Consider the following 24046-nt stretch of genomic DNA (forward strand, 5'->3'; position numbering starts at 1 on the left):
GTCGCGTTCTGCAGAGCGGGGTGCGTTCCGTTCCGCGGTGCCGATACGGGGCCGGTCCCTGCCCGGCCCCGCGCGGTCGGCTCGGGCGGGTGGTCGCGTTCCGCAGAGCGGGGTGCGTTCGCGTAGGTCGATCCGCTGGCACGCGGATCGCCCGTTCAGCTCGGGGTGGTCAGTGTGCCGGTGCGCCCCGCTCTTGCTGATCGAGTAGGGCGCGCAGCGCCCGTATCAAGATCCGCGTCCGCTCGGTAGGTGGCTCTCGATACGCCCCTGCGGGGCTACTCGACCAGCAGGAGGAGGCGGAAGCATCGTCGGAGCGCCAGCGTGATGCGCTACGCCAGCTGCCAAGGCGGACCAGCCCCTGTCAGCGGACGCACCCCCTCCTCAGCTCCTGTTCCGTACCGGGATCGTTCACCGGGACCGTTCTGTACCGGGACCGAGCTGCAGCGGCCGGGTGGGCGGCCCCGTTCGAGCCGAACAGGTGATCCGCGTGTCAGCGGATCGCCGTAGGCGGACGGGACCCGCTCTGCGGAACATCCACCGTCGAAAAGCCGACCGCGAGTCGCCGGGCGGGGACCGGCGACTACGATGGACACCGTGCCAGGACGGATTCGACAACAGGATGTCGAGGAGGTCAAGGCTCGGGTCAACATCGGCGACGTCGTCGGCGAGTACGTCACCCTGAAGTCGGCGGGCGTCGGGTCGCTCAAGGGTCTCTGCCCCTTCCACGACGAGCGCAGCCCCAGCTTCCATGTGCGTCCGCAGGCCGGTTTCTACCACTGCTTCGGCTGCCAGGAGTCGGGCGACGTCTACAGCTTCATCATGAAGATGGACCACACGTCCTTCAGCGAGACGGTGGAGCGGCTCGCCGCCCGCGTCGGCATCGTCCTCCAGTACGAGGAGGGCGGCGGTCAGGCCCCCGAGACCGGTGGTCGCGTGCGCCTGCTCGAGGCGAACCGGGCGGCGGAGGAGTACTTCCGCGAGCAGCTGGCCACGCCGGGCGCCGACGTCGGCCGCAGGTTCCTGGGCGAGCGGGGCTTCGACCGCGCCGCTGCCGACCGCTTCGGCGTCGGCTTCGCGCCCGACGGCTGGGACGGGCTGACGACCGCGCTCAAGCGGCGCGGCTTCTCCGAGACCGAGCTCACCGCGGCGGGACTGGTCAGCAGCAGCAACCGCGGCGGCGTCTACGACCGGTTCCGCGGTCGCCTCGTCTGGCCGATCCGCGACGTCACCGGGCAGACCGTCGGTTTCGGCGCCCGCCGCCTCCTCGAGGAGGACAAGGGCCCGAAGTACCTCAACACCCCCGAGACGCCCGTCTACCACAAGTCGCAGGTGCTCTACGGGCTCGACCTCGCCAAGCGCGACATCTCGCGCGGGCACCAAGTCGTCGTGGTCGAGGGCTACACCGACGTGATGGCGTGCCATCTCGCGGGAGTGACGACCGCGGTCGCCACGTGCGGCACCTCCTTCGGCGTCGACCACATCAAGGTGCTGCGCCGGGTGCTGGGCGACGACAGCGGAGTGGGGGAGGTCGTCTTCACGTTCGACCCCGACGCGGCGGGTCAGAAGGCGGCGATGCGGGCGTTCCAGGAGGAGCACCGCTTCGCCGCGCAGACCTTCGTCGCCGTCGCACCCGAGGGCCTGGACCCGTGCGACCTGCGGCTCAACCGCGGCGACGACGCGGTCCGGCGCCTGATCGACGACAAGAAGCCGATGTTCGAGTTCGTGATCCGCCAGCTGCTCTCGCGGTACGACCTCGAGACGGTCGAGGGGCGGATCGCCGCTCTGCGCGCGGCCGCCCCGGTGGTCGCCGAGATCCGCGATCCCGCGCTCCGGCCCGGCTACTCCCGCGAGCTCGCCCGGATGCTCGGCCTGGACATGTCCGAGGTCAACTCCGCGGTGCGCTCGGCCGGCTCGCGTCCCCGCGGCTCCCGCGAGGAGCGCCGTGAGCCCGAGCGCGAGACCGCTGCCACCGAGCCGCCCGCGGCGCGCGCCTCGCCGACCTCCCCGTCGACGTCGTCACGCGCATCGAGCGCGAGGCGCTGATGGCGATGCTCCAGCTCCCGCAGGCGATGGGCGTCGAGCTGCTGACCCGCGCCGCGCACGCCGCCGTGACCAACGAGACCCTGCGCGTCGTCCGCGACGCCGTCGTCGCCAACCTCGAGCGCGCGGAGGACCGCGACTGGGTCGAGCACGTCGCCAACGACGTCCCCGGTCCGTTCGCCTCCCTCGTCCGCCAGCTCGCGGTGGCGCCGATCCCGGCCGCCGACGAGGCCAAGCTCGCGCGCTACGCCCGCGACGTCGCCGTCTCCCTGATCGAGCGCGACCTGCTCCGCGAGATCGCCGAGCTGCGCGGGGCCCTGCAGCGCGCCTCCGCCGACCCCGTGATGTCGCGCGCCGTGCAGGTGCGCCTCGTCGAGCTCGAGCGCGAGAAGCGCGCTCTGCGGAGCGAGTGAGCACCGGAGCAGCGACGGTCACCCTTCCAGGGGCGTGTTGCAGTCGTGTGAAGATTCCGACGCGGCGGAGCGCTCGGGCCCGGAGAGCGCTTCCACATGTGTTACCACTGAACAACAGCACTGCAGGCGCCCGGCCCGGGTGCGCTGGTGCGCGCCCGGGAGAACCGGTGCGCCGCACGACCGCGCGCGCCACGAGCGCGCCCGCATCAGATCCTTACCAGGAAGAGGTAGACGGACAATGACATCCGCATCCACCCGGGGCGCTCGCGCGCTCTCCGCCGCCGCCGGCTTCGCCGCGGTCGCGATCGTGCTCGCGGGCTGCTCCGCCGGCGGCTCCGACTCCGCGGGCGACAGCGCCGCCGGAGGCGCCCTGACGATCGGCACGACCGACAAGATCACGACGCTCGACCCGGCCGCTCGTACGACAACGGCTCCTTCGCCGTGATGAACCAGGTCTACCCGTTCCTCATGAACACGCCCTACGGCAGCCCCGACGTCGAGCCCGACATCGCCGAGTCCGCCGAGTTCTCGGCGCCCACCGAGTACACCGTGACCCTCAAGGAGGGTCTGAAGTGGGCGAACGGCAACGACCTCACCTCCTCGGACGTCAAGTTCTCGTTCGACCGCCAGCTGGCGATCGCGGACGCCAACGGCCCGTCCTCGCTCCTCGCGAACCTCGACAGCGTCGCGGCTCCCGACGACACCACCGTGGTCTTCACGCTCAAGTCCGAGAACGACCAGACGTTCCCGCAGATCCTCTCGAGCCCCGCCGGCCCGATCGTCGACGAGGACGTCTTCTCGGCCGACGCGCTGACTCCGGACGACGAGATCGTCTCTGGCGAGGCCTTCGCCGGTCAGTACACGATCGCGAACTACGACGTGAACAACCTCATCCAGTACAAGGCGTACGAGGGCTACGAGGGCGTGCTCGGCGCGGCCGAGACCGGCACCGTCAACGTCAAGTACTACGCCGACTCGTCGAACCTCAAGCTGGACATCCAGGAGGGCAACATCGACGTGGCGTTCCGGAGCCTCTCGGCGACCGACGTCGAGGACCTCCGCGGCAACGACGCGGTCAAGGTCGTCGACGGCCCCGGCGGCGAGATCCGCTACATCGTCTTCAACTTCGACACCCAGCCCTTCGGAGCGACGACCGCCGAGGCCGACCCGGCCAAGTCGCTCGCCGTGCGCCAGGCCGTGGCCGACCTGATCGACCGCGATGAGATCGCCGACCAGGTCTACAAGGGCACCTACACCCCGCTCTACTCCTTCGTCCCCGAGGGCCTGACCGGCGCGACCGAGCCGCTCAAGTCGCTCTACGGCGACGGCCAGGGCGGACCGGACGCGGACAAGGCCGCGGCGCGGCTCCAGGCGGCCGGCATCACCGAGCCTGTCACGCTCAGCCTCCAGTACTCGAACGACCACTACGGCCCGTCCTCGGGCGACGAGTACGCGCTGATCAAGGACCAGCTCGAGTCGTCGGGTCTGTTCACCGTCGACCTGCAGACCACGGAGTGGGTCCAGTACTCCAAGGACCGCAGCTCGGACGTCTACCCGGCGTACCAGCTGGGCTGGTTCCCGGACTACTCGGACGCCGACAACTACCTCTCGCCGTTCTTCATCGAGGAGAACTTCCTCGCGAACCACTACGACGACGCCGAGGTCCAGGGCCTGATCGCGGAGCAGGTCTCGACGACCGATCCCGACGCGCGCACCGCGGTCATCGAGGAGATCCAGGACAAGGTCGCGGCGCAGCTGTCGACCGTCCCGTACCTCCAGGGCTCGCAGGTCGCGGTCGTCGGCAGCGACGTGAGCGGAGCAGAGGACACCCTCGACGCCTCGTTCAAGTTCCGCTACGCGGCGCTCAGCAAGGGCTGATCCACCCCTCCGAGGCCGGCGCCTCCCCGATCGGGAGCGCCGGCCTTTCTCCACGAAAGGCATCACGTGACGACAGCCACGACGGCTGCGGCGACGACGCCCACCCGGCGATCGCGCGGCTCCGGAGGTGGACTCGGGCGCTACCTGCTCGTCCGCTTCCTGCTCATCATCCCCACCGTCTTCATCCTCGTGACGCTGGTGTTCCTGCTCATGCGCACCACGGGCGACCCGATCACGGCCGCCCTCGGCGGACGCCTGACCGCCGACCAGCTCGCCGAGCGCGTCGCGGCCGCCGGCTACGACCGGCCGCTGTTCGTGCAGTACGTCGAGTACCTCGGCCAGCTGCTCACGGGCGACTTCGGCACCACGCTGAGCGACAACCGTCCCGTCACCGAGGTGCTGCTGACCTACGGCGCGGCGACCGTCGAGCTCGCGTTCTACGCGCTCCTCGTGGCGTTCCTCGTCGGAATCCCGCTCGGCATGCTGGCCGCCTACCACCGCGACCGCACGCCCGACGCGGTGCTGCGCATCTTCGCGATCCTCTGCTACGCCACTCCGGTGTTCTTCGCCGGACTCCTGCTCAAGCTCGTCTTCGCGGTCTGGCTGAAGTGGTTCCCGGTCGCCGGTCGCGCCTCGACCAGCACGGAGCTGTCGCTGCAGTTCCTCGAGAACAAGACCGGCATCTACCTGATCGACGCGTTCCAGACCGGCGACCCGGCGGCGGTGTCCGACGTGCTCTCGCACGCGGTGCTGCCCGCCGTCGCGCTGGGCCTGCTGACCGCCGGCATCTTCCTCCGCCTCGTCCGCACCAACGTCATCGGCACCCTCGGCACCGACTACGTCGACGCGGCGCGCTCGCGCGGCGTCGGCGAGTTCCGCCTGGTCCGCACGCACGCCTACCGGCCCGCGCTCATCCCGATCATCACCGTGATCGGACTGCAGATCGCCCTGCTGCTCGGCGGCGCGGTCCTGACCGAGACCACGTTCGAGTGGAAGGGACTCGGCTTCCAGCTGGCCGAGTACCTCCAGGCGCGCGACTTCGTGGCCGTCCAGGGCATCGTCGCCCTGCTGGCGGTCATCGTGGCGCTCACCAACTTCATCGTCGACGTCATCGCGGCGCTCATCGACCCGCGAGTGAGGTACTGAGCATGAGCACCACCACCGCCTCCGCCGCGCGTCCGCGGCGCCGCCTCGTCGACCGGCTCCCCGTCGTGCACCAGCTCCGCCAGAGCGTGGGGCTGCAGCGCGGGATGCTCGTCACGGGCCTCGTCATCACCGGCGCGTTCCTCCTGGTCGCCCTCTTCGCTCCGCTGATCGCGCCGTACGGCTACTCGCAGCTGCGCTCGGACGACGGAGCGTTCGGCGCCCAGCAGCCGCCGAGCGCCGAGCACCTGCTCGGCACGACCGTCGGCGGCTACGACGTCCTGAGCCGCGTGCTCTGGGGTGCGCAGACCGCGTTCCTCGTGATCGTCGTCGCGGTCGTGCTGTCGATCTTCGTCGGCGTCTTCCTCGGGCTGGTCTCGGGGTACCTCGGCGGCTGGCTCGACCGCGTGCTCGTCGTGATCTGCGACGCGATCTACGCCTTCCCGACTCTGCTCCTCGCGATCGTCATGTCGATCGTGATCTCGGGCGGGCAGTCGAACCTCTGGGCCGGCATCTTCGCCGCCGCCGTCTCGATCACGGTCGTCTACATCCCGCAGTACTTCCGGGTGATCCGCGCCGAGACGGTGCGGATCAAGGGCGACGCCTACGTCGAGTCCGCGAAGGTCGTCGGAGCCTCGACGAGCCGGATCATGTTCCGTCACGTGCTGCGCAACGCCACCCGCACCCTGCCGCTGATCTTCACGCTCAACTCGTCCGAGGCGATCCTGACCCTCGCAGGTCTCGGCTTCCTCGGGTTCGGCATCGAGCCCACGTCCGCGGCCGAGTGGGGCTACGACCTCAACAAGGCGCTCTCGGACGTCACGAGCGGCATCTGGTGGACCTCGGTCTTCCCGGGCCTCGCCATCGTCCTCGTCGTGCTGGGCATCACGCTCGTCGGCGAGAGCCTGAACGACCTCGCCGACCCGCGCCTGCGCGGTCGCGCGCGGTGGCCGCCGGAGCCGGCGACGTCGCCGCGACGTCCGTCGTCCCGGGCGGCGTGCTCGCCGCGGACGGCCTGGAGACGCCGGGGCACGACCCCGTCGCCGGAGTGGAGGGGACGCGATGAGCGACCAGAGGCCGATCGTCGACATCACCGATCTCGAGGTCGCCTTCGCCAGCGACCGGGGTGCCGTCCGCGCCGTCGCCGGAGTGAGCCTCCGGGTCGAGCGCGGCGAGGTGCTCGCGATCGTCGGCGAGTCCGGCAGCGGCAAGACCGTGACGGCGAAGACGATCCTGGGCCTGCTGCCCGAGACCGCCACCGCCTCGGGCGTCGTGCTGCTCTCGAAGAAGGACGGCAGCTCCTCCACCGACGTCGTGTCGGTGCCGAAGGCGCGACTGCGCGAGATCCGCGGCACCGACGTGGCGATGGTCTTCCAGGAGCCCTCGACCGCGCTGAACCCCGTCTTCACCGTCGGCTGGCAGATCGCCGAGGGGCTGCGCGCCCACGGCAGCGTCTCGAAGAAGGAGGCGCGCGCCCGCGCGATCGACGTCCTCCGCACCGTCGGCATCCCCGAGCCGGAGAAGCGGGTCGACTACTACCCGCACCAGTTCTCGGGCGGGCAGAAGCAGCGCGTCGTCATCGCGATGGCGCTCGTGCTCGATCCCGGGCTCATCGTGGCCGACGAGCCCACCACGGCGCTCGACGTCACGGTGCAGGCCGAGATCCTCGATCTCCTCCGCCGCTGCCGCGACGACTTCGGCACCTCCATCGTGCTGATCACCCACAACATGGGCGTGGTCGCCGATCTCGCCGACCGCGTCGCCGTGATGTACCAGGGCGAGCTGGTCGAGGAGGCGCCGGTCGCCGAGCTCTTCGCCTCGCCGAAGGCCGAGTACACGAAGAAGCTGCTCGCCGCCGTGCCGCATGTCGGCCAGGGCGTCGAGCGGGCGAAGGACCGCGCCATCGAGCGGGCGAGCCTGCCCGAGGCCGAGACCCTGGTCGAGGCCGACGGTCTCCGGATCCAGTACCCGGGCCGGCTCGGCCGCTCCGGCTTCGTCGCGGTCGACGGCGTCTCGTTCCGCATCCGCGCGGGCGAGGTCCTGGGCCTGGTGGGCGAGAGCGGATCGGGCAAGACGACGATCGGGCGCGCGATCGCGGGCCTGACGACCGTCACGGGCGGATCCCTCCGCGTCCTGGGGAAGGAGATGCGCGGCATCCGCGAGCGGTCGTTCCGCCCGGTGCGCGGCGACATCGGCTTCGTCTTCCAGGACCCGGCGTCGAGCTTCAACCCGCTGCTCACCATCGCCGAGTGCGTCGCCGAGCCGCTCGTCGTGCATCGGCGGTTCCCGGATGCCGGCTCCGCGCGATCCAGGGTGGACGAGCTCCTCGAGGCGGTGCAGCTGCCGAAGTCCTACGGCGACCGCTACCCGCACGAGCTCTCGGGCGGGCAGCGTCAGCGCGCGAGCCTCGCGCGAGCGCTCGCCCTCCAGCCCAAGCTGCTGATCGCCGACGAGCCGACCTCGGCGCTCGACGTCTCGGTGCAGGCCCGCGTCCTCGAGCTGTTCTCGGAGCTGCAGCGCGAGTTCGGCTTCGCCTCGCTGTTCATCAGCCACGACCTCGCGGTCGTCGACCTCCTGGCCGACCGGATCGCGGTGCTCTACCGCGGCGAGCTGGTCGAGGAGGGCACGGGCGAGGAGGTCCTCGCGACCCCGAAGCACCCCTACACGCAGCGACTGCTGGCGTCCCTGCCGGTCCCGGATCCCGCCGAGCAGGCCGAGCGGCGTGAGCTCCTGCGCCGCATCACCCGCGCGGAGCGCGACGCGTGAGCACGGAGTCCGCGCCGATCGTCGTCGACGATCTCAGCGTCGAGTACCCGCCGCGCGGCATCAGCCGCCGGTGGACCGCCCTGCGCGGCATCAGCCTCCGGGTCGAGCCGGGGGAGGTGCTCGGGATCCTCGGCGGCAGCGGCTCGGGCAAGTCCACGCTCGCCCGGGTCCTCGGCGGCGACGGGCTCGGCGGCGACGGCGACCGGGCCCGCCCGCTGATCGTCGGAGGCGATGCGACCGTCGCGGGTCACCGGCTCCGGCACCTGCCCGCCCGCGAGATCAAGCGCTTCACGTTCGACGTGGCGTACCTGGCGCAGGACGCGGGAGCGACGCTCCGACCGGAGCTCACCGTCTCGGAGCTGATCGCCGAGCCGATCTTCCTCCGCGACCGCCACTACGACCCCAAGAGCGCCGCCGTGCGCGTCGCGACCCTGCTCGACTCGGTGCACCTGCCGCTGTTCCTGCTCGACCGCTTCCCGTACGAGCTCTCGAGCGGCCAGCGCCAGCGCGTCGCGATCGCCCGGGCGCTCGTGCTCGGCCCGAAGGTCCTCGTCGCCGACGAGCCGACGTCGGGCATCGACGCGACCGTCCGGGAGTCGATCGTCGATCTGCTCGCCGATCTGCGCCGGCGGGAGGAGTTCGCCGCGGTCGTCGTCAGCCACGACATCGACGTGCTCAGCCGCGCTACCGACCGCATCGCCGTGCTCGTGGGCGGGGAGGTCGTCGCCTACGGCCCGCTCCTGGACGTGCTGATCGAGTCGCGCCACCCGTACGTGCGGGAGCTCGGCGCCGCCTTCGCGGAGTACGAGCGGTTCGACGCCTCGCGCGCCCAGCGCGTCGCTCCGGTCGAGGAGGCGCTGTGACGACGCCGCGGGTCGCGGTGCTGCCGCGCACGAAGGACGTCTTCACCCGCGCGATCGAGGACGGCGGCGGCCGGGTCGTCGGACTCGACGGCACTCCGGATGCGCTGCTCTGGCTCTCGTACGGCCGGGTGGACGAGCTCGAGGACGTCCTCGAGCAGCACCCGTCGATCCGCTGGGTGCAGCTGCCCTGGGCCGGAGTCGACGCGTTCGCCTCCACCCTGCGCAGCGCCGCGCGACCGGGACTGTCCTGGACGAGCGCGAAGGGCGCCTACTCGGAGCCGGTGGCCGAGCACGCGCTCGCCCTGACTCTGGCGCTCCTGCGCTCCCTCCCCGAGCGCGCCCGGGCGACCTCGTGGGGTGCGAAGCGCGCCGCGACCCTGCACCGCGCCCGCGTCGTCGTCGTCGGCGCAGGAGGCATCGCGCAGGAGCTCGTCCGCCTGGTCACGGTCTTCGACGCGCACGTCACGGTGGTCCGGCGCGGCGCCGACCCGCTGCCGGGCGCCGAGCGCACCGTGACGAGCGACAGGCTCGCCGAGGTCGTGGCCGACGCCGACGTGCTGGTCCTCGCGGCCGCCGCGACCGGTGGGACGCGGCACCTCGTCGACGCGGAGCTGCTCTCGCGACTCGCGCCGCACGCGGTCCTCGTGAACATCGCACGGGGGAGCCTCGTCGACACGGACGCACTCGTCGCCGCGCTGGCCGAGGGCCGGCTCGCAGGAGCCGCGCTCGACGTCACAGACCCGGAGCCGCTGCCCGACGGGCACCCGCTGTGGAGCGAGCCGCGGTGCCTGATCACCCCGCACTCCGCCGACACCCCCGAGATGACCGCGCCGCTGCTCGCCGAGCGCGTCCGGATCAACACCGCGGCGTTCGCCTCGGGGGAGGACCTGGTCGGCGTCGTCGACCCGGAAGCGGGCTACTGACGGACCCCGCCGCCCGATTTGGTCTTCCCGCAGAGTTTGCTAAAGTAGTCCTGCGCTGATCGCCTCCGGGTGGTCGGATGATCCTCGATAGCTCAATTGGCAGAGCAATCGGCTGTTAACCGGTAGGTTCTTGGTTCGAGTCCAAGTCGGGGAGCGAAGGGCCTGGGACTCCACTCTCGGGCCCTTTTTCTTTGCCCTGGTGAGGGTCGCGGGTGCTCGAGCCCGTGGCCGCCGCCGGAACGGAGGCGCGATGCGCGAGGACGTCCTCGGCCTCCTCCGTCGACGCCCCGATGTCGAGGCCCCGTCCCTCGTGGCGGTCGACGCCTCGGACCGGCTCCTCCTCGACCTCCTCGAGCAGCGCGGCCGCGTCGCGGTCGTCGGAGACGCCTACGGAGCCCTCGCCCTCGCTCTCGCCGCCGAGGGGGTCGCGGTGAGCGTCGTCCAGGACTCGATCACCGCCGAGCGGGCCCTCGCCGCGAACACCGAGGCGGTGCGCGCTGCGGGCATCGAGCTCGCCGCCGTGACCGTCGCCGAGAGCGTCGAGGCCGCCGTCGGCGGGAGCGACGCGGTGCTCCTCCGGCTGCCCCGCTCGCTCGACGCACTCGCCGCGATCACGGCCGGGACCGCGCGGTCCGCCCCGACCTCCCCGCTGATCGCCGCGGGACGGATCAAGCACATGAGCCACGGCATGAACGACGTGCTGCTCGCCCGCTACGAGCGCGTCGACGTCAGCCCGGCGCGGCAGAAGTCGCGGGCGCTGCTCGCCACCACCGCCCGCGCCGAGCAGGCGCCCGCCCCCGTGCCCGAGCGCCGCCGCCTCGACGAGCTCGACCTCGAGGTGGTCGCCGTCCCCGGAGCCTTCGCCGGCGCCCGCCTCGACATCGGCACCCGGGCGCTGCTGGCGGCCCTCGACACGCGGAGGCTCCCCGCGGGCACGGCCGTCGACCTCGGCTGCGGCACGGGGATCCTCGCCGCCGTGCTCGCCCGCTCCCGCCCCGACCTCGACGTCGTCGCCACCGACACCTCCCGCGCGGCGACGGAGTCGGCCCGCGCCACCGCCGAGGCCAACGGCCTGCGCTACCGCGTCCTGCGTGACGACAACGCCTCGACGCTCGAGGCCGGATCGGTCGACGTCGTCGTCTGCAATCCGCCGTTCCACTCCGACGGAGCGGTCACCGACCTCGTCGCGCGGCGCATGATCCGCGCAGCAGGCCGCCTCCTGCGCCCGCGCGGCGAGCTCTGGACCGTCTTCAACTCCCACCTCGCCCACCCGGCCGAGCTGCGGCGGTCGATCGGAGCGACGTCCGTCGTCGCCCGCGACCGCAAGTTCACCGTCACCCGCTCGGTCCGGGCCGCCGACCGCTGAGCGCAAGCCCCGTCGCAGGCTCAGCGAGCGGCCGCCGCACGCGGGTACCATCGCTCTCCGGCGTGCCCTCGCGCCGATCCCCGTCACCGCACCGGAGGCCGTCGTGCTCGAAGTCGTCCTCGTCCTGGCCCTGATCGTCGCCGTCGGCGCGATCGTCCTGTGGCGCCGCTCCTTCACCGCCGAGAAGGAGCTGCGCGAGCGGCACTCCCGCGAGACGGAGCGCGTCGCACGTCTCGAGCTGGCCGTCGGCGAGCAGGAGGCGCGGCTGCGGATCGTGGGGGAGCTCGAGCAGCTCGCCGTCCGCAGCGCCTCCCTCGTCGTCGAGGAGGCCGAGAGCGTGCGGCTGACCATCGAGCGCGACCCCGCCGCCGCCGAGCGCTCCGCGGTGCGCGCGGTGCGCGCCGCTGAGTCCTCGCTCGCGCAGCTGCGGCGCATCGCGGTCGTCGCAGCGGTCGACCCGCGGGAGCTGCCCGCGACCGACGGCGCCGAGACGCTGACGGCCCTCGCCCGCGACCGCGGCCTCTCCGTCCACGAGGAGACCTTCGGCGAGCCGTTCGCACTGCAGGACGGAGCCGAGGTGGCCGTCCTGCGCGTCCTCGAGTACGCCTTCGACCAGGCGTCGGCGACCGGTGGCACCGGCACCGAGGTCCGGATCAGCTCGCGCTGGACATCGACGGGCCTGCGCGTCGAGATCGACGACGACCGCGAGCGGCACGGAGCGGCGCAGGCGGATGCGAGCGCCGTCGAGGCCGATCTGCACGCCCTGACCGAGCGGATCGACAGCCCCGCCCTCCTGGAGCTTCGCGAGCGCGCCGCCCTCTTCGGCGGAGACGTGACCGAGAAGCGGACGCCGGGCGTGGGCCGCTCCGTCACCGCCTCGTTCCCCGCGCTGCGCCACCACAACGGCGTGCACGGGGTCGACCTGGGCTGAACGGCCGGAGGTCAGTCCTCCAGGCCGTCGACTCCCGGCATCCACGTCGTGCCGGGCACGCCCCAGCCGCGCTTGCGGGTGATCTTCGCGACGGGCTTCCGGTACTCGTGCTCGAGGCGGTCTGTGTAGAGGATGCCGTCGAGGTGGTCGTACTCGTGCTGGAACACGCGCGCGAACCAGCCGTCGGCCACGATCTCGAAGGGCGCTCCGTCGAGATCGACGGCCCGCAGGATCGCCTTCTCGGAGCGGCGCAGCGGGAAGCGCTCACCCGGGAACGAGAGGCACCCCTCGGACTCGAGGTCCTCGTCGGCCTCGCCGAGGGGCGCGGGCGAGACGAAGAGCTCCGGATTGATCGCGACGCCGCGGCGGGGGGTGCCGTCGTCGTCGGCGTAGTCGTAGACGAAGAGGCGCAGCGCCACTCCGACCTGCGGGCCGGCGAGGCCGACGCCGGGGGCCGCCTCCATCGTCTCGAACATGTCCGCGACCAGCGTGCGGAGGGTGTCGTCGAACACGGTGACGGGGGCGGCGGGGGAGTGCAGCACGGGGTCGCCGGCGATGAGGATAGGGAGGACGGCCATGGAGCCCAGGGTATCGCGGGGGTCCTCGAGCCCCGTCCTCGGGGGTCATCCGCTGGGCTTCCCACGTCACCCGTGCGCCGGACGGCCCGCGGAGGATATGTCGGTAGGGTCGAGCGCATGCCCGCAGACCTGACCGAGTTGACCGAGCAGTTCACGCTCGACCCGGTGCAGTTCATCGGCATCCCGATCGCGCTCGTCGGCGCGGTCTTCCTCTCGCTGGGGGCGCAGTTCCAGCACCGCGGAGTCGCGAAGGTGGAGCGGTTCTCGGGCCGCTCCGGCTCCTCCGGGCTGAACGGCGGCCAGCTCTTCGCCCTGCTCTCGCGGCCCTCGTGGGTCGTCGGGACGCTCATGCTCGGCCTCGCCGTCGTGTTCCAGCTGACGAGCCTCGGCTTCTCGCCGCTCATCGTGGTGCAGCCGCTGGGCGCGGTCGCCCTGGTCATCACGGCCGTCATGAACGCGCGCGTCAGCCGGGTCCGCCTCAACAAGGCCTCGATCCGCGCGATCGTCCTCTGCGTCGGCGGCGTGGGAACCTTCGTCCTCGTCGCGGCCTTCAACGCGGTCGACAAGTCGATCCGGACGCCCCAGCTGATCACCATCCTCGTCATCCTGGGGATCGTGCTCGCGGTGTTCGTCGTCGCGTTCCGGGTGTTCCGCCGCCGGGCGCGCGCCATCTTCTACATCCTGGGCGCCGGAGTCGTCTACGGCTTCGTCGCGACCCTCGCGAAGGTCGTCCTCAACCGCATCAAGTTCGGCGAGTTCGACCCGCTCACCGTCGTCTGCATCGTCGCCCTGCTCGCGGCCAGCGCGCTCGGCGGCTACTTCGTGCAGAACGCCTACTCGTCCGGTCCGCCGGACCTCGTCGTCGCCGGTCTCACCGTCATCGATCCGCTGGTCGCCGTGGCCATCGGCATCATCGTGCTCGGCGAGGCGCAGTACGCGGCCCCCTGGGCGATCCCGCTCTTCGTGATCGCCGGAGCGGTCGCCATCTGGGGCGTCCTGCTGCTCGCGAAGCACCACCCGCAGGCCCGCTGACCCGGACGACGCGGCCCGCCAATCCGCGGATCCCCGAGGCCCGCTGTCTACACTGGGACCGCGCCGAGGTGATCCGAAGCCGACCGACCACTCGCCGATCGTCACCCCGCCACGAGCGGACAACACCGTGAGGAACCACCCCGTGCCAGACCCCCGCGCCGCGTCACGACCGGAGTCGCCCGTGCCGAGCGAGACCTCGGACGCTCCCGACGAGTCCGTCCCGCACGGCACCGAGGCGACGTCCTCGACCGGCTCCTCCTCCGACTCCGGCGCACGAGCGCTGAAGGTCGTCATCGGCTGCGACACGTTCGCCCCGAACGTGAACGGCGCCGCGAAGTTCGCCGAGCGCCTCGCCGCGGGCCTCGTCGCGCGCGGTCACGAGGTGCACGTCGTCGCTCCGTCGGCCGACGGCTGGAGCGGCACGCGGTTCGAGACCCACGAGGGCCGGCGGATGATCGTGCACCGCCTCCACAGCTGGCGCTGGTTCCCGCACGACTGGCTGCGCTTCGCCATGCCGTGGCGGATCAAGCAGAACAGCGCGCGGATCCTCGACGAGGTCAAGCCCGACGTCGTCCACTTCCAGTCGCACATCATCGTCGGCCGCGGCCTGGGCATCGAGGCGGCGAAGCGCGGCATCCGCATCATCGGCACCAACCACTTCATGCCCGAGAACATGCTCGAGTTCACGCTGCTGCCCAAGGCGTCCAGGCGAAGGCCGTGCAGATGGCGTGGCGCGCCGCCCGCCGCACCTTCGGCCGCGCCGAGGCCGTCACCACTCCGACCCGCCGGGCCGCCCAGTTCCTCGAGCAGTACACCGGGCTCCGCGGCGTGCACGCGATCTCGTGCGGCATCGACGCCGACAACTACACCCCCGACTTCACCCCGCGCGGCGAGAACCGCATCCTCTTCGTCGGCCGCGTGACCGGCGAGAAGAACATCGACGTCCTCCTGCGCGCCGTCGCCCTGCTCGATCCGTCCCTCGACGCGCAGCTCGACATCGTCGGCGGCGGCGACCAGATGCGCAACCTCCAGCAGCTGGCCGCGAGCCTCGACCTCGGCGACAGGGTCCGCTTCACCGGCTACGTCTCCGACTCCGAGCTCAAGCAGGCGTACTCGCGCGCGACCGTCTTCGCGATGCCCTCGATCGCCGAGCTGCAGAGCATCGCGACGATGGAGGCGATGGCCTCGGCCCTCCCCGTCGTCGCCGCCGACGCGATGGCCCTCCCGCACCTCGTGCACGACGGCGAGAACGGCCACCTCTTCGAGCCCGGCAACGCGCAGGTCCTCGCCGACCGCCTGACCGAGGTCCTGACCAGCACCCCCGAGCACCTCGAGGAGATGAAGCGCGCCTCCCTGCGCATCGTCGCCGCCCACGACATCAACCGCACGATCAGCACATTCGAGAGCCTGTATCGTGGTGAGCCGGTGGCCGATCCGACCATCGACGCAGCCTCCGCCACGGCTGGCCGAGCCTGACGGCTCTCCCGCCGGCGGGGTCCGCGGGGCGTTAGCTCAGCCGGTCAGAGCAGCGGACTCATAATCCGTCGGTCACGGGTTCAAGTCCCGTACGCCCTACTTCCGCACGACCGCTCGCCACGAGACGTCCGGCCTCCGCCGCGACTCGTCGGGCACCGGTGAGCCGACCGTCAGCCTGCGTCGAGGGTGTCTCCCTCGCTCGCACGCTTCAGTCGTGCCAGGTGGTAGCGCCACCCCTCCTCGTGCTCCGCCGGCAGCGCCGACGTCGTCCGCGCGCGGAGGAAGCCGCTCTCGGTGATCGTCACGGCGGTCGACCGCTCCACCGCGGCGAGGCGGATCTCGACGTCGAGCGGGTGCGCCCACGTCGGCTCGGTCCAGGTGAAGCCGAGGAGGTGCGGCGCCTCGCAGCGGGTGACCGCTCCCGAGGCGCTCATCGGACGTCCGTCGTCGAGCCAGGTCTCGACGAGCGGGGAGCCGACGGCCGGGTCGAAGCGCAGATCGGGCCACCAGGAGCCGCGCTCGAGGGTCAGGACACGCCAGACGACCTCGGGGGTCGCATCGACGATCGCATCGACCGTCACCGGATCGCGGAGCACGGGATCACCGTACCGACGCCCGAGCGGGCTCCGGGGGCCGTCAGGCCGAGGGCGACTTCTTCAGGCGGGACTTGGCGGCGCGCTCCGTGAGCACCGACAGGTAGTCGCGGACCGGGCGGTCGGCGAGGGCGTCGAGCTCGGTGCGGACGGTCGCGTCGACCTCCTCCGCGGAGCGGTCGGGGAAGCGGGCGCGCAGGCGCGCCGATACTTCGGAGGCGATCTCGTCGAGGTTCACGTCAGCAGCCACCGGAGAATGATGCACCAGTCGGGTGAACAGCAGGTGCCGCTGTCCAGGAAGGGGGGTGCGCCGCGCCGTCCGGCGTCTCTAGCCTGGTCGTGGAGGCGACGGAGCGTTCACCCGCACTGCAGGAGGCCTGCCGCGGGCGAGAGGGCCCGGCCGTCCCGCCCCCGCCGGCCGCGAAGGACGACGGAGGATCACCGATGGAGCACATCGAGCTCGCGACGCGGTTGCACGACCTGGGGCGGGGCGTCCTGTCCGACGCGGTCACCCGTGCGGTGAACAGGGGGGATCTGACGGTCGCACCGCTGCCCGTCCGGTCGGCGACCCGGGTCCATGTCGGGCGCGGACGGCGGTCCGTCGACGCGACGGTCGAGACCGCCGGGGTGAACGCGTGGCTGCTCGACGACGACACGGCGGTGGCGCTCGCGCGCGGAGGGATCCTGCTCCGCGACCCCGCCGACGGGGTGTTCAGTGCGCCGACGATCGCCCGGCTGGCGGAGGCCCGGGAGGCGGCCGCGCTGCTCGGCTACCTGGCGGACGCCGACGAGCTCATCGCCGCCGTCCTCGGACCGCGTCCGGACGCCACCTCGTGATCGCTAGCACGTCCGTCGCCCGTGCGCCCGTACTGGCCGCCGACTGCCGGACATGATTCCCTGGACCTGTGCCTGACCTCCCGATGTTCCCGCTCGGCTCCGTGCTCCTGCCGCACATGCCGCTCCCGCTCCGGCTCTTCGAGCCGCGGTACCTGCGGATGCTCGGCGACGTGCTCGAGGACGAGAGCCTGTCCTTCGGCGTGGTCCTCATCGAGCGCGGCCAGGAGGTGGGCGGCGGCGATCAGCGCTTCGCGGTCGGCACCGTGGCGCGCATCCTGAACATCGACGGCGCGGAGTCGTTCGTCACCCTCGACTCGGTCGGCGAGCACCGCTTCGAGGTCGTCCGCTGGTACGAGGACGACCCGTACCCGCGCGCCGAGGTCCGCCTGCTGCCCGACCTGGAGTGGGAGCCACGCCTCGCCGAGGCTCTGACCGCCGCGGAGTCCGCGGTGCGCACGGCGCTGGCCGTGGCGAGCGAGTTCGTCGAGCAGCGCTACGGCGCGGTCGTCGAGCTCGCCGAGGACCCGGCCGCGCACGCGTGGCAGCTCGCGGGCGTCGCCCCGGTGACGGAGCTCGACCGCCTGGCGTTCCTCCGGAGCGAGTCGATGGAGCAGCTGCTCGAGGCCGTGCGCGAGAGGTCGACCGAGGCGACGGAGTCGTTCCGCGCCGGCTGGGCCTGAACCGACCCGCGCCCTCCTCAGGGCTCGAGATCGACGCCGCGGTCCTGGGCGAGCTTGGCCAGGTCGTCGACGACGACCAGCGCCATCCGCACGGAGCGGTCGCGGCGGTACTCCTCGTCGTCGGGGTCGATCCTCGGTGCACGGTCGAGGGTCTCCTCGATCGACTGCGAGAGCTCGCGCCAGGCGTCCTGGCGCGCTCCGTCGACGAGAGTCGCGAGGTACGCGTCGTCTCCCGCGCGGCGGCGCAGGGTATCGGCGACGGCGAGCGACAGCCGCTCGCGGTGGTCGAGGTTGTCGACGTCGGCCGAGCGGTAGTCGTGCACGTGATCGGAGCGGCCGCCCACCGAGGTCGCCTCAGCGGCGATCGCGCGCAGCCGCGCGGCGGCGGCCTCCGACTCGTCGGCGAGCTTCCGCAGCTCGAGCGCGGCGGCCCGCGAGTAGTGCCCCACGTCGAAGGGGACGTCGGCGGTCAGCCCGTCCATCAGCACGCGGTTCTTCACGGCCATCCGGCTCGCGTACTCCGCGAGCATGAGACCTTCCTCGGTGGCCTCCTCGACCGAGACCGGCTCGCGCGAGGGGTTCTCGTCGGGATCGTACGGCCGCATCTTGAGTCGGCGTCGACGGCGGAACCACACGCGCGTCACCTACATCCCGAGCCCGGCGCTCCGCCCGCCGGAGCACCTCTTCGAGAGTACCGGTCGGGGGAGCGGCGCGGGGAGTCGCTCAGGCCTCGCGCCAGTCGTCCTGCAGCAGATGCGAGCCGGCCTGCGGGCCCATCTGCAGCATGCCGCCGTCGACCACGTACGAGGAGCCGGTGACGTAGGCGGCTCCGGGGGAGGCGAGGAACGCGATGACGGAGGCGATCTCGCGCGCGTCGCCAGGGCGGCCGAGCGGGATGCCGGGTCGGTCGATCGTGAAGGGGTCGACGTCGTCGGCGTCGTTCATCGGGGTCGCGATCTCGCCGGGAGCGACGGCGTTCACGGTGATCCCGTGCGCCCCGAGCTCGAGTGCGGCGACCTTGAGCAGCCCGCCGAGTCCGTGCTTGGACGCGACGTACGCTCCGGCTCCGACGCGGGGCTGGTGCTCGTGCACGCTGGTGACGGCGATCAGCGTCCTCCGGTCCCCGCGTCCACCATCCGCCGAGCCGCCCGCTGCAGGCAGACGAAGGCGCCGTCGAGGTTCAGCGCCACCGTGCTCCGCCAGCTCTCGACGCTCTGCTCGAGGAAGGGCTCGCCGCCTCCGCCGCCCGCGTTGTTGACGAACACGTCGAGGCCGCCGAGGCGCTCGGCGAGATCGTCGATCACGGCCCCCGCCCGGTCGAGCTCTGTGGCATCGAGCTGCGCGATCTCGGCGCGGCGGCCGTGGGAGCGGACCTCCTCCGCGGTGCCGTTCGCCCCCTCCTCGTCGCTGTGCCAGGTGATGCCGACGTCCATCCCGGCCCGGGCCAGGGCGACGGCGGTCGCCCGGCCGATGCCGGAGTCCGACGCCGTCACGACGGCGCGCGTCGGGTGGAAGTCTCGAGGTCCGTGGGTCATGTCGTCTCCTGATTCCGAGTGGGGGTCGTCGTCGTCACCTCGATCCGAGCATCCGGAGGAGGCGTGCGGGACCGGCTTGACACGATCGCGAGAGGCGCGACCGGCGTGGGAGGGTCCCTCCGGCCCCTGGGATCGCGTTGACTGGGCGGATGGAACACCGTCGCATCTCGTCGTCGTCCCCGTGAAGGACGACGCCCGCCACCTGGAGCGGCTGCTCGCCCTCCTCGCCGAGCAGACCCTCGCCCCCCTCGAGGTCGTGGTCGTCGACGACGGGAGCACCGACGACAGCGCCGAGGTGGCTCGGGCGTTCGGCGCCCGGGTCGTGGTGCACGAGGGGAGCGGGATCCCCGCGAGCACGGCGTTCGGCTTCGACGCCGCCGAGGGCGACGTGCTGGCCCGGCTTGACGCCGACTCGCAGCCGGGACCGGACTGGATCGCACGACTCTCCGGTCACTTCGCCGATCCGACGGTCGGAGCCGTGACGGGCCCGGGCCGCTTCGTCGAGCTGAGCCCCGTGCCGCGCCTGCTCGCCCGCGTGGTCTACATGGACGCGTACTTCGCCCTGATGGGCTCCGCCCTGTCCCACTGGCCGCTGTTCGGGTCGAACTGCGCGATCCGCCGCTCCGCCTGGCGGGAGATCGCGGAGGAGATGCACCGCGAGGACTCGTACGTGCACGACGACGTCGAGATCAGCGTGCACCTCGGCGTGCGGCACAGGATCGTGCTCGACCGCCACCTCGAGGTCGGCATCTCGGCACGGCCGTTCGGTGCGGCGAGGGACATGATGCGCCGCCTCGACCGCGCGCTGCACACGCTGCGCCGGCACCCGGGTCTCGGCGACCCCGTGCTGCGCTGGACGCACCGGGTCCGGCGCTCCCGGATCGCACGACTGCAGCGGATCGCCGCGTCGCGCCGCGCGATCGCTGCGCGAGCCGACCGCACGCGCGACTGATCAGTCGGCGGCGGGACGCCCCTCCTTCGGCATCGCCGCGACCGCCGCGAGCATTCCGAGGGCGACGACCGCGAGGGCGATGCAGACGGACCGCGTCCCGGCGGCCAGATCCTCGGGGGCGGGAGTGCCGTCTCCGGTCGCGGCGTTGACGATCGCGCCGAAGACCGCGACGGCGACCGCGCTGCCGATGTTACGGGCGAAGAAGTTGGTCGACGACACCACGCCGCGCTCGTTCCACTCGACGCTGGACTGCGCCCGGATGAGGGTCGGAGTGGCCACGAGGCCCATGCCCGCACCGATCAGCACGCAGAAGCCCGCGATCTGCCAGAGCGTCGAGCTGCTGCCGAGGAGGATCGTCAGCGCGGTGCCGACGACGACGAGGCCCGCTCCGATGAACCCCGTGCTGCGGAAGCCGATGCGGAGGTAGAGGCGCCCCGACAGGCTCGCCGCGACGGGCCAGCCGAGCGTCATCGCCGCGACGGCGAAGCCCGCCCCGAGCGCCGAGCTGCCGAGCACGCCCTGGGCGAAGGTCGGGAAGTAGGAGGTGACGCCGAGGGTGATCGCGCCGACGGCGGCCGAGACGAGGCTCGTCGACAGCAGGAGCCGACGGCTGAGGACCCAGAGCGGCAGCACCGGGGCGGCGGCGCGCCGCTCGATCGCGACGAAGACGGCGAAGGCGAGGGCCGAGAGCGCGAAGACGCCGATCCCGGCGGGCGAGAGCCAGGGCCAGGCGGTCCCTCCTTCGAGCAGGCCGAGGATCAGCAGTGCGGTTCCCACGGCGAGGACGGCCGCTCCGGCCACGTCGATCGGCTGCCGCTCGCCTCTGGTCGTCTCGCGGAAGCTCCGGATCAGGAGGAACGCGGCGAGCAGGCAGAGCGGGATGTTGATCAGGAAGATCCCGCGCCAGGCGCCGAGGTCAGACAGCACACCGCCGAGGGTCGGCCCGACGACGGAGGAGATGCCCCACACGCTCGCCAGGTAGCCCTGGGTCTTCGCGCGCTCGGCGACGGTATAGATGTCGCCCGCGATGGTGATGCCCATGGGCTGGATCGCACCCGCGCCGAGCCCCTGCAGAGCCCGGAAGGCGATCAGCGCCGGCATGCTCCAGGCCAGCCCGCAGAGCAGGGAGCCGAGGAGGAACAGCCCGATGCCGATCAGCATGATCGGCTTGCGCCCGATCACGTCCGAGAGCTTGCCGTACAGGGGGACCGAGACGGCCTGGGCGAGCAGGTAGATCGAGAACAGCCAGGGGAACTGCGCGAATCCGCCGAGGTCGTCGACGATCGACGGCACGGCGGTCGCGAGGATCGTGGCGTCGAGGGCGACCAGCGCGGTCGAGATCATCAGCGAGAGGAGGATCGGACCGCGCTCGGAGCGCAGTCCGACGCTGGCTCGGGTCGGGGCGTCGGTCACTCGTCCGACGGTATTCCATAGCCGGGGGATGGAAGGAGGACTCGACGCGCTCGGTAGACTCGTCGTATGGAACTCGTGCTCTGGCTCGTCATCGCAGGTATCACCGCCGCCGGCCTCGTCTCGGGCACCGCCGCCCTGATCGCCATGACCGTGGCGCCCTGGTCGGCCGACAAGTAGCACCGGCGCCGTCGCGCCTCGCTAGCACCGGCGCCGTCGCGCCTCACTCGTAGACCCGCACGACGCTCCAGCTCGGCTCCGTCGACGCGATGACGTCGAGGACGAACGACCCGCCCGTCTCGACGTGCGTGGCCTGGAACCGCCAGCCGCCGATGCTCACGGGGGGCCTGCCGAACGTGGGCCGGAAGCCCTCGAGCGGCGCCCACCAGGCGCTCGTGCAGGTCCAGACCGTCGGCCGGTCGGTCACGCGGTAGCGCCCGCCCCGCCAGTCGAGCGCGACAGGCACGCCCTCGCCGTCGGTCGAGACCAGCGCCGTCTCGTCGATCACCGCCATCCTCGCGCCCCGTTCCTCCTCGTCGGCGACCCGCCCGGATGCTCCGGTGCCGGTTGGCCGTTCGAACATGTGTTCGATAGTCTGCGAGTGTACGCCGCGGCGCAGATGCCCGCCACGGCCACGAGCGAACGGCGGGAGGCGCGATGATCGAGTGGAGTCCGCTGCAGATGCTGCGCAGCAGCGGCCCGGACGAGTGGGTCATGGTCGACGCCGTGCGCACCGGTCGCATCGGACTCGTGCGCCGGATCGAGACGGGCCCGTACCGCGAGACGTGGTTCCGCGCGGTGACCTGGGCGGCCGAGCCCGAGAAGCGGACGCTCGTCGGCTACTCCCGCGACATGGAGACCATCGCGAAGGCGCTCTGGGAGCGTCAGCCGCCGACCGCGCAGGAGAAGCCGTTCCCCGGCTACCCGGCCTCGCAGCATCCGCGATGAGCACTTCCGGCGCCGGGGGCGTCCGCTCTCCGGAGGAGAATGGACGGATGCTCCTCGTCCTCGCCGGTTCCCCCTCGGGTGCCTGGTGGGCCGTCTCCGTCGCGGAGACGGGGGAGTCGTCTCCCGAGGGGAGCGGGCGCGGCGCCGCGGACCTCGCCCGCTTCGTCCGGGCGAACGAGTCCCGCGCCCGCGCTGGGTGTGGGACGACACCTCGCGCTGGTACCCCGCGCTGCTCGACGCCGACGTCCGCGTGTCGCGGTGCCACGATCTGCGGCTGGGCCGCGCGATCCTCCGCCGCTCCGTCGCCGCAGGCGGCTCGGAGCTCGCCCGGGCTCCTCGGGACGCGTGGGACTCGGGCGCCGTCGCGCCCGCCGCCACCGACACGCTCGTGGGCTTCGAGGAGGCCGACTCCGACCCCGCCGAGCTCGACCCCGTCGTCGAGCTCGCCCGCCAGGAGGAGGCGGTCACGGCCTCCTCGCAGCCCGGCCGTCTGCGCCTGCTCCTCGCGGCGGAGTCGGTCGGCGCGCTCATCGCGCGCGAGATCGCCGCCGCGGGCCTGCCCTGGCGCGCCGACGTGCACGACCGCGTGCTGACCGAGGCGCTCGGTCCGCGGCCCGTGTTCGGCGGTCGTCCCGCCCGCCTCGAGGCGCTGGCCGATCGCATCCGCGAGGCTCTGGCGGCCCCCGAGCTCAACCCCGACTCGCCCGCCGACCTCATCCGCTCGCTCCGTCGCGCCGGTCTGGCCGTCGAGTCGACCCGGTCGTGGGAGCTCCAGTCGATCGAGCACCCGGTGATCCCGCCGCTCCTGGAGTACAAGAAGCTGTCGCGGCTGCTGACCGCGAACGGCTGGGCGTGGCTCGACGCCTGGGTGCACGGCGGCCGGTTCCGGCCGGAGTACGTGGTGGGAGGGGTGGTCACCGGCCGCTGGGCGACCTCGGGCGGGGGCGCACTGCAGCTCCCGCGGCAGATCCGCGCGGCCGTGGTCGCCGACGACGGTTGGAAGCTCGTCGTGGCCGACGCCGCGCAGCTGGAGCCGCGGATCCTCGCGGCGCTGGCGGGCGACTCCGCCATGGCCGCCGCAGGGCGCGGACGCGACCTCTACCAGGGCATCGTCGACGCCGGAGTCGTCCCCGACCGTCCCCGGGCCAAGGTCGCGATGCTCGGCGCGATGTACGGCGCGACCAGCGGGGAGGCGGGGAGCCTCCTGCCTCGGCTGACCCGCGCCTATCCGCGCTCCGTCGCGCACGTCGAGGCCGCGGCGCGCGCGGGGGAGAGGGGCGAGAGCGTCTCGACCTGGCTCGGCCGCAGCTCCCCGCCGGGAGCCGTGGGAGCGAACGACGAGAGCCCCGACGCGCGCAGTGCGCAACGGGCCCGGGACTGGGGCCGCTTCACCCGGAACTTCGTCGTGCAGGGCACGGCGGCGGAGTGGGCGCTCTGCTGGATGGGCGATCTGCGCGCCCGACTGCGGGACGGCGGCCCGGGCCTGGACCGGGCGCACCTCGTGTACTTCCTGCACGACGAGGTGATCGTGCACGCTCCGGCGGACGTCGCCGAGCAGGTCGCCGCGATCGTCCGGGAGTCGGCCGCCCGTGCGGGCCGGGCCCTGTTCGGCGGGGCCGACATCGACTTCCCCGTGACCGTGGCCGTGGTCGACGCCTACGACGAGGCGAAGTGAGGCGCGG

Annotated in this window: 20 protein-coding genes, 2 tRNA genes and 4 pseudogenes; 19 read left to right on the forward strand and 7 right to left on the reverse strand. The window is 72.4% G+C overall.

What is annotated here, in order from left to right:
* Positions 1-594: 594 nt before the first annotated feature.
* The 11 genes and pseudogenes from dnaG (at position 595) to B0T42_RS07575 (ending at position 12323) form a co-directional block, all read left to right on the forward strand.
* Entirely contained in the window at positions 595-2043 is a 1449-nt protein-coding gene (dnaG, locus tag B0T42_RS07530) for a DNA primase (protein ID WP_446737362.1), read from the forward strand.
* The gene (locus tag B0T42_RS22655) at positions 2043-2453 is read left to right on the forward strand and encodes a hypothetical protein (protein WP_446737363.1); all 411 of its coding nucleotides are present in this window, start codon (positions 2043-2045) and stop codon (positions 2451-2453) included. The genes dnaG and B0T42_RS22655 overlap by 1 nt, the downstream gene beginning before the upstream one ends.
* A 238-nt stretch (positions 2454-2691) precedes the next feature.
* Positions 2692-4331 (forward strand): annotated as a pseudogene (locus B0T42_RS07535) (ABC transporter substrate-binding protein).
* Positions 4332-4397: 66 nt separating this feature from the next.
* Entirely contained in the window at positions 4398-5477 is a 1080-nt protein-coding gene (locus tag B0T42_RS07540; protein WP_077222621.1) for an ABC transporter permease, read from the forward strand.
* 2 nt (positions 5478-5479) lie between these two features.
* Positions 5480-6421 (forward strand): annotated as a pseudogene (locus B0T42_RS07545) (ABC transporter permease); the annotation flags it as partial.
* A 115-nt stretch (positions 6422-6536) separates the two neighbouring features.
* Positions 6537-8240 carry an ABC transporter ATP-binding protein gene (locus B0T42_RS07550; protein WP_077222622.1) on the forward strand — a complete coding sequence of 568 codons (1704 nt, stop codon included), beginning with the start codon at positions 6537-6539 and terminating at the stop codon, positions 8238-8240.
* Positions 8237-9103, forward strand: a complete 867-nt coding sequence (locus tag B0T42_RS07555; RefSeq protein WP_077222623.1) for an ATP-binding cassette domain-containing protein — start codon at positions 8237-8239, stop codon at positions 9101-9103. Before B0T42_RS07550 ends, B0T42_RS07555 begins: the two co-directional genes overlap by 4 nt.
* Positions 9100-10026, forward strand: a complete 927-nt coding sequence (locus B0T42_RS07560; RefSeq protein ID WP_094742705.1) for a D-isomer specific 2-hydroxyacid dehydrogenase family protein — start codon at positions 9100-9102, stop codon at positions 10024-10026. Before B0T42_RS07555 ends, B0T42_RS07560 begins: the two co-directional genes overlap by 4 nt.
* A gap of 81 nt (positions 10027-10107) precedes the next feature.
* Positions 10108-10180, forward strand: a tRNA-Asn gene (locus B0T42_RS07565).
* Positions 10181-10276: 96 nt separating this feature from the next.
* Complete coding sequence (locus B0T42_RS07570; protein ID WP_077222624.1) at positions 10277-11392, forward strand: class I SAM-dependent methyltransferase; 1116 nt, start codon at positions 10277-10279, stop codon at positions 11390-11392.
* Between the two features lie 103 nt (positions 11393-11495).
* Positions 11496-12323 (forward strand): sensor histidine kinase, encoded by an 828-nt coding sequence (locus B0T42_RS07575; RefSeq protein ID WP_077222625.1) that lies wholly within the window; start codon positions 11496-11498, stop codon positions 12321-12323.
* Between the two features lie 11 nt (positions 12324-12334).
* Here B0T42_RS07575 and def read toward each other — a convergent pair whose 3' ends face one another.
* Entirely contained in the window at positions 12335-12901 is a 567-nt protein-coding gene (def, locus tag B0T42_RS07580; protein ID WP_077222626.1) for a peptide deformylase, read from the reverse strand.
* A gap of 117 nt (positions 12902-13018) precedes the next feature.
* Between def and B0T42_RS07585 the strand changes: the two genes are divergently transcribed.
* The 3 genes and pseudogenes from B0T42_RS07585 to B0T42_RS07595 all read left to right on the forward strand — a co-directional run bounded on the left by B0T42_RS07585 (position 13019) and on the right by B0T42_RS07595 (position 15508).
* On the forward strand, positions 13019-13933 hold the full coding sequence (locus tag B0T42_RS07585; protein ID WP_077222627.1) for a DMT family transporter: 915 nt from the start codon (positions 13019-13021) through the stop codon (positions 13931-13933).
* A gap of 292 nt (positions 13934-14225) precedes the next feature.
* Positions 14226-15409, forward strand: a pseudogene (locus B0T42_RS07590) (glycosyltransferase).
* A 25-nt stretch (positions 15410-15434) separates the two neighbouring features.
* A tRNA-Ile gene (locus B0T42_RS07595) sits at positions 15435-15508 on the forward strand.
* 71 nt (positions 15509-15579) lie between these two features.
* Here the strand turns inward: B0T42_RS07595 and B0T42_RS07600 are convergent.
* Together B0T42_RS07600 and B0T42_RS07605 are read right to left on the reverse strand one after the other, a co-directional pair.
* A complete protein-coding gene (locus tag B0T42_RS07600) occupies positions 15580-16005 on the reverse strand; it encodes an SRPBCC family protein (protein WP_236720175.1) in 426 nt (141 codons plus the stop codon).
* A gap of 40 nt (positions 16006-16045) precedes the next feature.
* On the reverse strand, positions 16046-16252 hold the full coding sequence (locus B0T42_RS07605) for a three-helix bundle dimerization domain-containing protein (protein ID WP_139344449.1): 207 nt from the start codon (positions 16250-16252) through the stop codon (positions 16046-16048).
* A 194-nt stretch (positions 16253-16446) separates the two neighbouring features.
* Between B0T42_RS07605 and B0T42_RS07610 the strand changes: the two genes are divergently transcribed.
* Both B0T42_RS07610 and B0T42_RS07615 read left to right on the forward strand, forming a co-directional pair.
* Positions 16447-16839, forward strand: coding sequence for a hypothetical protein (locus B0T42_RS07610; RefSeq protein ID WP_077222629.1), 393 nt, complete (start codon positions 16447-16449; stop codon positions 16837-16839).
* A 68-nt stretch (positions 16840-16907) separates the two neighbouring features.
* Positions 16908-17519: an LON peptidase substrate-binding domain-containing protein gene (locus B0T42_RS07615; RefSeq protein WP_235577256.1), complete on the forward strand. Its 612-nt coding sequence runs from the start codon at positions 16908-16910 to the stop codon at positions 17517-17519.
* Positions 17520-17536: 17 nt separating this feature from the next.
* Here B0T42_RS07615 and B0T42_RS07620 read toward each other — a convergent pair whose 3' ends face one another.
* Positions 17537-18154, reverse strand: coding sequence for an asparagine synthase (locus tag B0T42_RS07620; RefSeq protein WP_158078069.1), 618 nt, complete (start codon positions 18152-18154; stop codon positions 17537-17539).
* Between the two features lie 88 nt (positions 18155-18242).
* Positions 18243-19054 (reverse strand): annotated as a pseudogene (locus B0T42_RS07625) (SDR family oxidoreductase).
* On the opposite strand from B0T42_RS07625, the gene B0T42_RS07630 reads away from it, so the two are divergent.
* A complete protein-coding gene (locus B0T42_RS07630) occupies positions 19053-20006 on the forward strand; it encodes a glycosyltransferase family 2 protein (RefSeq protein WP_077222631.1) in 954 nt (317 codons plus the stop codon). The pseudogene B0T42_RS07625 and the gene B0T42_RS07630 sit on opposite strands and share 2 nt — an antisense overlap.
* On the opposite strand, the gene B0T42_RS07635 is transcribed toward B0T42_RS07630, so the two are convergent.
* Together B0T42_RS07635 and B0T42_RS07640 are read right to left on the reverse strand one after the other, a co-directional pair.
* The gene (locus B0T42_RS07635) at positions 20007-21350 is read right to left on the reverse strand and encodes an MFS transporter (protein WP_077222663.1); all 1344 of its coding nucleotides are present in this window, start codon (positions 21348-21350) and stop codon (positions 20007-20009) included. It lies immediately after the preceding gene.
* Positions 21351-21639: 289 nt separating this feature from the next.
* Positions 21640-21999 (reverse strand): hypothetical protein, encoded by a 360-nt coding sequence (locus B0T42_RS07640; protein ID WP_236720176.1) that lies wholly within the window; start codon positions 21997-21999, stop codon positions 21640-21642.
* A gap of 74 nt (positions 22000-22073) precedes the next feature.
* Here B0T42_RS07640 and B0T42_RS07645 point away from each other — a divergent pair, with 74 nt between their 5' ends.
* Both B0T42_RS07645 and B0T42_RS07650 read left to right on the forward strand, forming a co-directional pair.
* Positions 22074-22364, forward strand: a complete 291-nt coding sequence (locus B0T42_RS07645) for a hypothetical protein (RefSeq protein WP_077222633.1) — start codon at positions 22074-22076, stop codon at positions 22362-22364.
* An 82-nt stretch (positions 22365-22446) separates the two neighbouring features.
* Complete coding sequence (locus B0T42_RS07650) at positions 22447-24039, forward strand: bifunctional 3'-5' exonuclease/DNA polymerase (protein WP_077222634.1); 1593 nt, start codon at positions 22447-22449, stop codon at positions 24037-24039.
* The last annotated feature ends 7 nt before the right edge of the window (positions 24040-24046 follow it).

The sequence above is a fragment of the Rathayibacter rhapontici genome (assembly GCF_001995175.1).
GTDB lineage: Bacteria > Actinomycetota > Actinomycetes > Actinomycetales > Microbacteriaceae > Rathayibacter.

Bases quoted from the DNA above. Each gene is read 5' to 3' on its own strand.
- B0T42_RS22655 (WP_446737363.1), top strand. From the start codon at position 2,043: ATGGCGATGCTCCAGCTCCCGCAGGCGATGGGCGTCGAGCTGCTGACC.
- B0T42_RS07550 (WP_077222622.1), top strand. From the start codon at position 6,537: ATGAGCGACCAGAGGCCGATCGTCGACATCACCGATCTCGAGGTCGCC.
- B0T42_RS07570 (WP_077222624.1), top strand. From the start codon at position 10,277: ATGCGCGAGGACGTCCTCGGCCTCCTCCGTCGACGCCCCGATGTCGAG.
- def (WP_077222626.1), bottom strand. From the start codon at position 12,901: ATGGCCGTCCTCCCTATCCTCATCGCCGGCGACCCCGTGCTGCACTCC.
- B0T42_RS07585 (WP_077222627.1), top strand. From the start codon at position 13,019: ATGCCCGCAGACCTGACCGAGTTGACCGAGCAGTTCACGCTCGACCCG.
- B0T42_RS07610 (WP_077222629.1), top strand. From the start codon at position 16,447: ATGGAGCACATCGAGCTCGCGACGCGGTTGCACGACCTGGGGCGGGGC.
- B0T42_RS07630 (WP_077222631.1), top strand. From the start codon at position 19,053: ATGTCGTCTCCTGATTCCGAGTGGGGGTCGTCGTCGTCACCTCGATCC.
- B0T42_RS07635 (WP_077222663.1), bottom strand. From the start codon at position 21,350: ATGATCTCGACCGCGCTGGTCGCCCTCGACGCCACGATCCTCGCGACC.
- B0T42_RS07640 (WP_236720176.1), bottom strand. From the start codon at position 21,999: ATGTTCGAACGGCCAACCGGCACCGGAGCATCCGGGCGGGTCGCCGAC.
- B0T42_RS07645 (WP_077222633.1), top strand. From the start codon at position 22,074: ATGATCGAGTGGAGTCCGCTGCAGATGCTGCGCAGCAGCGGCCCGGAC.